At 31.0% G+C, this 11,245-nt stretch carries 8 protein-coding genes; all 8 read left to right on the top strand.

The genetic code is table 11. The features are described 5' to 3' along the window. Window positions 1–181 precede the first annotated feature (181 nt). The 8 genes from ACH2BC_RS14770 to ACH2BC_RS14735 all read left to right on the top strand — a co-directional run bounded on the left by ACH2BC_RS14770 (window position 182) and on the right by ACH2BC_RS14735 (window position 11,029). Complete coding sequence (locus tag ACH2BC_RS14770; protein ID WP_395054993.1) at window positions 182–841, top strand: hypothetical protein; 660 nt, start codon at window positions 182–184, stop codon at window positions 839–841. Window positions 842–1,236: 395 nt separating this feature from the next. Then, window positions 1,237–2,214, top strand: a complete 978-nt coding sequence (locus ACH2BC_RS14765; RefSeq protein ID WP_395054991.1) for a ribonucleotide-diphosphate reductase subunit beta — start codon at window positions 1,237–1,239, stop codon at window positions 2,212–2,214. A 411-nt stretch (window positions 2,215–2,625) separates the two neighbouring features. After that, window positions 2,626–5,076 carry a ribonucleoside-diphosphate reductase subunit alpha gene (locus ACH2BC_RS14760; protein ID WP_395054989.1) on the top strand — a complete coding sequence of 817 codons (2,451 nt, stop codon included), beginning with the start codon at window positions 2,626–2,628 and terminating at the stop codon, window positions 5,074–5,076. A gap of 10 nt (window positions 5,077–5,086) precedes the next feature. Continuing rightward, window positions 5,087–5,923, top strand: a complete 837-nt coding sequence (dinD, locus tag ACH2BC_RS14755) for a DNA damage-inducible protein D (RefSeq protein ID WP_395054995.1) — start codon at window positions 5,087–5,089, stop codon at window positions 5,921–5,923. Window positions 5,924–6,198: 275 nt separating this feature from the next. Next, window positions 6,199–6,417 (top strand): hypothetical protein, encoded by a 219-nt coding sequence (locus ACH2BC_RS14750; protein ID WP_395054987.1) that lies wholly within the window; start codon window positions 6,199–6,201, stop codon window positions 6,415–6,417. A 5-nt stretch (window positions 6,418–6,422) separates the two neighbouring features. After that, window positions 6,423–6,872 (top strand): GNAT family N-acetyltransferase, encoded by a 450-nt coding sequence (locus ACH2BC_RS14745; RefSeq protein WP_395054985.1) that lies wholly within the window; start codon window positions 6,423–6,425, stop codon window positions 6,870–6,872. 51 nt (window positions 6,873–6,923) lie between these two features. Next, window positions 6,924–8,258: a deoxyguanosinetriphosphate triphosphohydrolase gene (locus ACH2BC_RS14740; RefSeq protein WP_395054983.1), complete on the top strand. Its 1,335-nt coding sequence runs from the start codon at window positions 6,924–6,926 to the stop codon at window positions 8,256–8,258. Between the two features lie 98 nt (window positions 8,259–8,356). After that, window positions 8,357–11,029: a T9SS-dependent M36 family metallopeptidase gene (locus ACH2BC_RS14735; RefSeq protein WP_395054981.1), complete on the top strand. Its 2,673-nt coding sequence runs from the start codon at window positions 8,357–8,359 to the stop codon at window positions 11,027–11,029. Window positions 11,030–11,245: the final 216 nt, after the last annotated feature.

Raw genomic sequence — 11,245 nt, 5'->3', positions numbered from 1 at the left:
CTTGTTTCAAGATCTTGAAACAAGTTCAAGACAAGAAAGGATTTCCATTCCCATCAGGGCTAAAAGATTTTTCATTTTAACTCTTGTAAACAAACTTCTACATAATATTTTTTCAATCGGAATAGTATTTGTAACATAAAATTGATTAATTTTAATCTTTATAACCAATTTACTTATCACAATGAAAAAATTATTAGTATTATGTTTCGTATTTGTATTCTCAAATACATTCTTCGCACAAGATGTAAAAGAAAAAACATCTAAAACCAAAGCCAAAACCGAAAAAGCAGTTGCAGCAAAAAAAGCAAAAGCTGACAAGCTAAAAGAAGAAAAATTAGCAGCAAAGAAAGAAGCTGCTAAAGCTAAGAAAGATGCAGACAAAGCAGCAGCAAAAACTGAAAAAACTACAAAAGCTAAAACAACTAAAGTAGCAGATAAAGTAAAAAAAGAAACTAAAACTACAAAAGCTAAAACCGAAAAAGCTACCGCTAAAGTTGAAGAAAAAACAACTAAATTAAAAAAAGATGGAACAGTAGACAAACGTTTTAGTGGCGGAACTAAAGAGCCAAAAGCTAAAGCAAAGGTTGAAGAAAAAACTACTAAAGCTAAAAAAGAAGTTGCAACAACAACCAAAACTACAAAAGCTAAAGTTAAAAAAACAGCTGCTGAAGAAAAAGAAGACATGAAAGAAACGGCTGCATCAAAAGCTGCTGAGAAAAAAGTTGCCGATAAAGCTACTGGAACATACAACGGTAAAAAAATATTTACTGGACCAAAAGGTGGAAAATATTACATCAATAAAAATGGTAATAAAACTTATGTCGATAGAGACAGTAACTAAATCATAAATAAAGATGTTTTTATAGCTATTATTTTATGAATTTAGCATAAAACCACATCAATTTTAGAGATTTAAATGCAATTTTAAAAACGCAATTTTCTATAACAGAAAGTTGCGTTTTTTTGTTGAACTTTTTTTAGTTTCTGGCAAAAAAATAGTTACGAAAACTTGCGTAAAAAAACTTTAAACGCCTTATTTTTAAAGGATTTTATAAATTTAACGTTTGTAAACAATTGTTAAACAAATAGTTATGAAAAAGTTAAAAATAGCACTATTCTTACACATTGTTAAAAACTAAAGCCGATTGTGAATAAGTTTGACTTTCTTTTTTCACAATAAAATACAATCTTTGTAACAACCCAATTAGTTAAAAATATCTCAATAAAAACAGCAAAATGAATTTAATAGAACCAATTCTTCAAGAAAACAAAAACCGATTTGTAATTTTTCCAATAAAACACCACGATATTTGGGAATGGTACAAGAAAATGGAAGCTAGTTTTTGGACTGCAGAAGAAATTGACTTGTCACAAGATTTAAACGATTGGAACAATAAATTATCTGATGATGAAAAATATTTCATCAAACACATACTTGCTTTTTTCGCAGCTTCTGATGGAATTGTAAATGAAAACTTAGCTGAAAATTTCGTAAACGAAGTACAATATGCAGAGGCAAAATTCTTTTATGGTTTTCAAATAATGATGGAAAACATTCATAGTGAAACCTATTCGTTATTAATTGATACTTATGTAAAAGATGAGGTTGAAAAAGATGAATTGTTCAACGCACTTGAAGTTTTTCCTGCAATTAAGAAAAAAGCCGATTGGGCTTTGCAATGGATAGAATCTGATTCGTTTGCCGAACGATTGATTGCTTTTGCTGCGGTTGAAGGAATCTTTTTCTCTGGTGCTTTTTGTTCTATTTATTGGTTAAAAAAACGTGGTTTAATGCCAGGATTAACATTTTCTAACGAATTAATTTCTCGTGATGAAGGTGTTCATTGTGATTTTGCCGTGCATTTACACAACCATCATTTAGTAAATAAAGTTCCAAAAGCAAGAATTAGACAAATTATTGTAGATGCATTAAATATTGAAAGAGAATTTATTACAGAATCGCTTCCAGTTTCATTAATAGGAATGAATGCTGTTTTAATGACGCAATATTTAGAATTTGTTGCCGACAGACTTTTGGTAGAATTAGGTTGCGATAGAGAATACAACACTTCTAATCCGTTTGATTTTATGGATATGATTTCGTTGCAAGGAAAAACTAATTTCTTTGAGAAAAAAGTTGCCGAATACCAAAAAGCTGGTGTAATGAATACAGACAGCGAAGCTCAAAAAATTACTTTCGACGCCGAATTTTAAATTTTTGCAACCAAGACGCTAAGCCACAAAAAAAATAAAAATTTCTAAACCATTAAGAGAGTTAAGTTAATTAAGACTTAATTCTCTTAATTAACTTAATGGTTTAAAACAAAAGATTATAAGAATTCACAAGCCATTGAAGTGGTTTAGCCCAGATTGAAGCGGCATCCTTTTTCAATTGCCTTGGGTTTAAACCCAAGGCAATTGAAAAAGATATAGCGGAAAGCTGGATTAGCTTCAAAAAAAAACAAATAGTAAAGATTGAAAAATTAGTAGAGTAGAAACTTTGCGCCTTCGTGCCTTCGTGGCAAAATAGATACTGAAACAAGTTCAGAGATGCTGAAATAAATTCAGCATAAACAAATAACCAGAATTAGAAAAGGGATTTTCTATTTCACAAAAACAAAAAGTATGTACGTAATAAAAAGAGATGGCCATAAAGAGCCAGTAATGTTTGACAAAATAACAGAGCGAATTAAAAAACTATGTTATGGTTTAAACGATTTGGTTGATGCTGTAAAAGTGGCAATGCGAGTTATTGAAGGATTGTATGATGGTGTTACAACATCTGAATTGGATAATCTTGCGGCAGAAACTGCAGCTTCTATGACTATTGCGCATCCAGATTATGCACAGTTGGCAGCACGAATTGCAATTTCTAACTTACATTCTAATACCAACAAATCGTTCTCGGAAACTATGAACGAAATGTACCACTATGTAAATCCAAGAAATGGTCAAGAAGCACCATTATTGTCAGAAGAAGTACATAAAGTGATTCAAGAAAATGCTGAATTTTTAAATTCACATATTATATATACACGCGATTTTAATTATGATTATTTTGGATTTAAAACGCTAGAACGTTCGTATTTGCTAAAAATTAATGGCAAAATAGTAGAACGTCCACAACATATGTTAATGCGAGTTTCGGTTGGAATTCATCTTGACGATTTAAAATCGGTTATTGAAACCTACGACTTAATGTCGAAAAAATTCTTTACACACGCAACACCAACGTTGTTTAATGCTGGAACGCCAAAACCACAAATGTCATCGTGCTTTCTGTTAGCAATGCAAGACGATAGTATTGATGGAATTTACGACACGTTGAAACAAACGGCTAAAATTTCGCAATCTGCTGGTGGAATTGGACTTTCTATTCACAACGTTCGTGCTACAGGAAGTTACATTCGTGGCACAAACGGAACGAGTAACGGAATTGTTCCAATGCTAAGAGTTTTTAACGACACTGCAAGATATGTAGATCAAGGTGGCGGAAAACGTAAAGGAAGTTTTGCTATTTATATTGAAACTTGGCATGCAGATATTTTTGAATTTTTAGATTTAAAAAAGAATACTGGTAAAGAAGAAATGCGTGCAAGAGATTTATTTTTTGCCATGTGGACGTCTGATTTATTTATGAAACGCGTACAAGAAAACGGAAATTGGACCTTAATGTGTCCAAACGAATGTCCAGGATTGTATGATGTTTATGGTGATGATTTCGAAAAAATGTACACCGATTATGAAAAAGCTGGAAAAGGCAGAAAAACTATTAAAGCACACGAATTGTGGGAAAAAATTCTAGAATCGCAAATAGAAACTGGAACACCATATATGTTATACAAAGATGCAGCCAACAGAAAATCGAACCAAAAAAATCTTGGAACAATTCGTTCTTCGAATTTGTGTACCGAGATTATGGAATATACATCTAAGGATGAAATTGCAGTTTGTAACTTGGCATCATTATCATTACCAATGTTTGTTGAGAACGGAAAATTCAATCACGATTTGTTATTTACAGTAACCAAACGCGTTACAAGAAACTTAAACAAAGTAATAGACAGAAATTACTATCCTGTAAAAGAAGCCGAGAATTCTAACCTTCGTCATCGTCCAATTGGGCTTGGTGTTCAAGGTTTGGCAGATGCTTTTATAATGTTACGTTTACCATTTACAAGTGACGAAGCGAAAACATTAAACCAAGAAATTTTTGAAACATTATATTTTGCAGCCGTAACCGCATCGATGGAAATGGCCAAAGAAGAAGGTGCCTATTCTACATTTAAAGGATCGCCAATTTCGCAAGGAGAATTTCAACACAACCTTTGGGGAATGAAAGACGAAGAACTATCTGGACGTTGGGATTGGGCAAGTTTGCGTAAAGAAGTAATGGAAAACGGTGTTAGAAATTCGCTTTTAGTTGCGCCAATGCCAACCGCTTCAACATCGCAAATTCTTGGAAATAATGAAGCTTTTGAACCATATACATCAAATATCTATACGCGTAGAGTTTTATCTGGCGAATTTATAGTGGTCAACAAGCACTTACTAGAAGATTTAGTAAAACGAGGTTTGTGGACAGAAAGTTTAAAACAAGAATTAATGCGTGAAAACGGATCAGTTCAAAACCTTGATATTCCTCAAGATTTAAAAGAATTATACAAAACCGTTTGGGAACTTTCAATGAAAGATATTATTGACATGAGTCGTCACAGAGGATATTTTGTAGATCAATCGCAATCGTTAAACTTGTTTATGCAAGACGCCAATTATTCTAAATTAACATCGATGCATTTTTACGCATGGAAATCTGGTTTAAAAACCGGAATGTATTATTTAAGAACAAAAGCTGCGGTTGATGCCATTAAATTTACATTAAACAACGACAAAAAAGCAGAACCAATTGAAGTTAAAGAACAACCAACATTGGATATTGTATCAGAACCAATTGTAGAATTACAACCAATTGCAGTTTTAAACGAACCAGTAGAAATGACTGCCGAAGAATACAAAGCAATGATTGAAATGGCTAAAAATGCTGGACCAGAAGATTGTGAAATGTGTGGTAGTTAAGACTATAATTATGGAAACATCAATTATAAAATCTCTTACAAATGATTTTGAATCATTTGCAAATAAAACTTCAAGTGGTGTTGAATTTTGGATGGCAAGAGATTTGCAACATCTTTTAGGATATACAAAATGGGATAATTTCTTAAGTGTAATTTCAAAAGGGAAAACTGCTTGTGAACTTTCTGAACAAGAAGTTGAGCACCATTTTGCCGACGTCGGCAAAATGGTATCTATAGGTTCAGGAGCTGAAAAACAAATTTCAGATATAATGTTAACCAGATATGCTTGTTATTTAATTGCACAAAATGGAGATCCAAGAAAAGAAACAATTGCTTTTGCTCAACGTTATTTTGCAACTCAAACAAGAAAAGCTGAGTTAATTGAGCAAAAATTATTAGAGCATGAACGAGTACAATCTAGAGAAAAACTTAAAGCAACAGAAAAAGAATTATCTCGAATTATATTTGAACAAACTGGAAGTAACCAGAATTTCGCGTTAATTAGAAGTAAAGGTGATGCTGCATTATTTGGTAAGACAACGCAACAAATGAAAGATAAATGGGAAATTAAAAATAAACCTTTAGCTGATTTTATGCCTACAATTTTGTTGAAAGCAAAAGATTTTGCAACAGAAATAACTATTTTTAATGCCAAACAGAACAATATGAGAACTGAAAATCAAATATCTAGTGAGCATATTACAAACAATAATTCAGTTAGGAAAACTTTAATTTCTCGAGGTATAAAACCAGAAAATCTAAAACCTGAGGAAGATATAAATATACTTGATCGTCGGTTAAAAAGCGATGAAAAGAAAAGTTTAAAAAACCCAAAAAAATTAGAATAGAAATACCATAAACCAAAAAAACAGCTGTTCGCCTTGGCAAATGGCTGTTTTTTTTAGAAGTTATTCCTGCTTTCCATTTCAAGATTATTATGTAAAAATCTTTTTTTCTAAAGCAAAAAAGGAGCTTCTTTGGTCGCTCTTTTTCGCTAAGAAAAAATAGAATTTTACATAATAATGCTTTTCATTCTAATCAGGACTAAAAATCCAAATATAAATTTCAATTCGTATATTTGAACAAATTATAACAAAAGTAGCGATACTGAAACAAGTTCAGCATGAAAGAAAAAGGAGTTTACACAGGAATTATAGAAAAAGACAACGACGGAAATTACTTCTGTGGCGAATATTTATTGGATTATCAAGTGGTTGAAAAAAATTTTAAATTAGGTGATGAAATCAACATCAAAACCGTAATTGCAAATCCTAGTGATAGAAGTTTCAATCAATATCCTAAAAAATCTAGAGTATTTTTCTTGTCCAACGATAAAGAATAAATAAAATGATTACCATTAAAAGAACAACATCTGATAATCCAGATTTTGAAAAATTAGTAGTACAACTTGATGCCTATTTAGCAATCGTTGATGGTGAAGATCATGCTTTTTATGCACAATTCAACAAATCCAATTCATTAAAAAATGCAATAGTTTTATATGAAAACGAAATTGCAATTGGTATTGGTGCCTACAAAGAATACGATTCTCAAACTGTTGAAATGAAACGAATGTTTACTTTATCAGAACATCGTGGAAAAGGAATTGCATCTAAAATTTTATCAGAATTAGAACTTTGGGCAAAAGAAGAAAAGTATTCAATTTCAATTTTAGAAACTGGTTTTTTACAAAAAGAAGCCATTTCATTATACCAAAAATTAGAATATAAAATTATAAAAAATTATGGTCAATATAAAGGAGTTGAAACTAGTATTTGTATGAAGAAAACATTGTAATTTTTTACACCTCAAAAATCAAAAATCGTTAATCTTAAATCAAAAATCACAATGAACTGGGAACAACTTTTATCTTTAAAACGTCAAGGCGACAAAGGCAAACGTTTACGAATTGAACAAGACGATACACGACTAGGTTTTGAAGTAGATTACGACCGAATTATCTTTTCGGCAGCTTTTAGAAGTTTGCAAGACAAAACTCAAGTGATTCCAATGTCTAAAACCGATTTTGTTCACACAAGATTGACGCACAGTTTAGAAGTTTCGGTTGTTGGACGTTCGTTAGGAAGATTAGTTGGAAAAAAAATTATAGAAAAATATCCTCATCTAAAAGAAGTTCACGGTTTTCAAGCCAACGATTTTGGAGCAATTGTTGCTGCTGCAGCTTTGTCGCACGATATTGGAAATCCACCTTTTGGACATTCTGGAGAAAAAGCAATTGGCGAATATTTTTCTATTGGAAACGGACAAAAATACAAAGACCAATTATCAGATAAAGAATGGCAAGATTTAATAGATTTTGAAGGAAACGCCAACGGATTTTCTGTTTTAACAAGTTCACGCCCAGGAATTGAAGGAAGTATACGATTGACTTATGCTGTTTTAGGCGCATTTATGAAATATCCAAAAGAAAGTTTACCCAAAAAACCAACCCAAAATATTGCTGATAAAAAATATGGTTTCTTTCAGTCGGATAAAGAATTTTTTCAAGAAGTTGCATCTGAATTGGGAATGATTCCAAATAAATCAAGAAATGATATTGGTTATGAACGTCATCCTTTAGCATATTTAGTAGAAGCTGCCGATGATATTTGTTACACAATTATAGATTTTGAAGATGGAATAAATCTCGGATTAGTTTCAGAAGATTTTGCCCTAGAATATCTTATAAAATTGGTAAAAGATTCAATTGACACTTCTAAATACAATTCGCTAACAACTAAAGAAGACAGAATTAGTTATTTACGAGCATTAGCAATTGGAAATTTAATAAATGATGCTGTTCGAATTTTTATAGAAAATGAAGAGCTAATTCTTGATGGAAAATTTCCATTTGCTTTAACAGAAAAAAGTAAATACAAAGCACAAATTGATGATATTATTAAAATTAGTATAAAAAATATTTATCAAAGCAGAGAAGTTATCGAAAAAGAATTGTCTGGTTATCAAATAATTAATAATTTATTAGATAAATTTATAACTGCATACATAAATAATGATTCAGGAAAACCTACAAATTACGATAAACTATTGTTAAATATTCTACCAGAAAAATACAAGTTAGAAAAAGGAAATTTATATGAAAAACTACTCTTAATGTGCCATTTTGTTTCTATGTTAACAGATAGTAAAGCACTACTGTATAATAAAATCATATCTGCTTAAATTGTTAAATTTTTGATTTTCAATAATTACGTTTGTTTTTGCATTAAAAATAAATTAAGTTTGTGTCAATATTACATTAATCATTTACCAAAAAAATTATGAAAAAAATTACTCTATTAGTAGTGTTTTTATTCTCTTTATTAGGATTTTCTCAAACACCTATTGAAAAAATAAAAACATACATGAACGACAATCGTTCAAAATTCGAATTACAAAATCAGGATATTTCAGATTTAGTAATTGTTAACGACTTTAACTCAGAATCTACCGGAATTTTTAATTATCACGTAAAACAAAAATATTCTGGCATAGAAATTTTAAACTCAGATTCTAATTTCTGGATTAAAAATGGAGAAGTTATTAATGGTGGAGATGAATTTATTGGCAACATAAACCAAAAAATCAATCAAACCCAACCAAGCTTAAATGTAAGTGCAGGTTTTGTAAAAGCATTATCTAGTTTAAAAAATACAGCTTTAATTTCTTTTCAAGTTATTGAGAGTAATGGAAATGATTATAAATTAAGTAACGGAAATTTAGATGAAAATCCAATAAGTGCTAAATTAATTTATTTTAATACAAATGAAAATGTTTTAAGATTAGCTTGGGATTATGAATTTTACTCACAAAACTTTAACCAATTGTGGAGAATAAAAGTTGATGCAACTGATGGAAAAATTTTAGAAAAAAGAGATTTAGTAGTTTCTTGTAATTTTAATTCAGATCACAAAAATCATAATCATAATTTAAATAGTGATTTATTTAATAAAACTTTTTACAAAGAAAACGCTCAATTAGCTTATAATCCTGGGACAACTCAATATAGAGTTATACCATTTAATTATGAAAGTCCAAATCATATAGAAAGACAATTAGTAGTAAATCCTGAGTTTGTTACAAACGCTTCACCTAAAGGTTGGCATGATTCAAATACTTTATCTGGCACAACTGCAAGTTTAAGATATTCGATTACAAGAGGAAATAATGTTTGGGCAAGAAATGATTTTTTAGGAACAGATACCGTAACTGCTACTAATGGAACAAGTCCAACTGGAGCAGGAACTTTTCCTAATCTAACTTTCGATTTTCCTTATGGAGGTACTTCTGCAGTAGCATCTACTTACATTAATGCTGCAAATACCAATTTATTTTACATGAATAATGTAATGCACGATTTATGGTATCAATACGGTTTTAACGAAGCGAATAAAAATTTTCAAGCCAATAATTATGGTCGTGGTGGTGCGCAAGGAGATTTTGTAATAGCAAATGCACAAGACGGTTCTCAAGCTGCACCAGCTAATTTAAATAATGCCAATTTTTCTGCTGCAACAGATGGTACATCAGGTAGAATGCAAATGTATTTATGGGATGTTGGTCCGCCATTTTTAATAGTAAATTCTCCTTCTGATATCGCCGGAGGAAGAATTGCAAGAGATAATTCGTTTAATCCTGGGCATGTAGATATTCCTAACAGCCCAAGTCCAATTGTATCAGATTTAGTATTGTATAATGATGGCGTCGGTGATGGCTCAGATGCTTGTCAACCTGTAGTAAATGCAGCTCAAATTGCTGGTAAAATAGTAGTTATTAAAAGAGGAGATTGTACGTTTGCATTCAAGGTAAAAGCGGCTCAAAATGCTGGAGCAATTGGAGTAATAATTGTTAATAATGTAAGTGGTGTGATAGGAATGGCTGGTACCGATGCAACAATTACAATACCTGCAATTAGTGTAACTTTGGAAGTTGGTCAAGCATTAATTACAAGAATGCAAACAGAAACGGTAAATGCTAAATTTGAAAAATCATCTTCATTTATAAATACTGATGGCGATTTTGATAACGGAATTATAGCACACGAATATGGTCATGGAATTTCTGGAAGATTATCAGGAAGTTGTTTAGGAAGTTCAGAACAACAAGGTGAAGGTTGGTCAGATTGGTTTTGGCTAATGATGCAAATTAAAGCAGGCGATACAAGAAATGATCCTAGAGGAATTGGTACATTTGCAGAAAACGAACCAACCAATGGTGGTGGAATAAGACGATACAGATATTCTACAAATATGGCTGAAAATCCACATACATTTGGGGCAACTAATACCATGTTTTTTACTGATGCTGATGGTATTGAAATTATAGATGTGCATTCCGTTGGATCTGTTTGGGCTGCAACTTTATGGGATTTAGCTTGGAACTATATTGATAAATACGGTTATGATTCAAATATTTATACTGGAACTGGTGGAAACAATAAAGTAATGCGTTTAGTTCTTGATGGAATAAAACTTGACGGTTGTAATCCATCATTTATTTCGGCTCGTGATGCACTTATTGCGGCAGATCAAGCTACAACTGGTGGTCAAGATTATTGTATGATATGGAAAACTTTTGCAAGAAGAGGATTAGGTGTAAATGCATCATCTGGTACTAATTCTGGAGCTCCTGGAATTCAAGATCAAACAGAGGATTTTACAGAACCAGCTCCAGGTCCAAATTGTACTTTAGCTGTGAACTATTTTGAAAATGAAGATATGTTTAAAGTATATCCAAATCCATCTAATGGAACTTTCAATATTCGTATCAATCAATACAGCGGAAAAGTAAATATGCAAGTTGTAGACATTAACGGAAGAATTGTAAAACAATTAAATAACGAAGATTTCAATGTAGAAAAATCCATCGATTTAAGTTCACTTCAATCTGGTGTTTATGTTTTAAAAATTAATAATAATGAATTGAATTATTCTCAAAAAATAATCAAAAATTAATTCATAAATAATAAATAAAAAAGCGATTCAAATTTTTTGAATCGCTTTTTTTATGACTTTTATTTAAAGAATTAAGTTATGTTTTTAAAAATTTCAACCAAACTATCTACATCTATTTTACAAATTTCCTGTAATTCTAAAACTGTTCCGTGTTCTATAAAATCATCTGGAATACCTAGAATTTTTATTTGATTTTTATACTTATTTTTGGATGAA

The organism is Flavobacterium sp. (genome assembly GCF_043760115.1).
Classification (GTDB): domain Bacteria; phylum Bacteroidota; class Bacteroidia; order Flavobacteriales; family Flavobacteriaceae; genus Flavobacterium.
The sequence above is the reverse complement of the archived record's forward strand: the minus strand, read 5'-3'. Positions and strand labels throughout refer to the sequence as shown.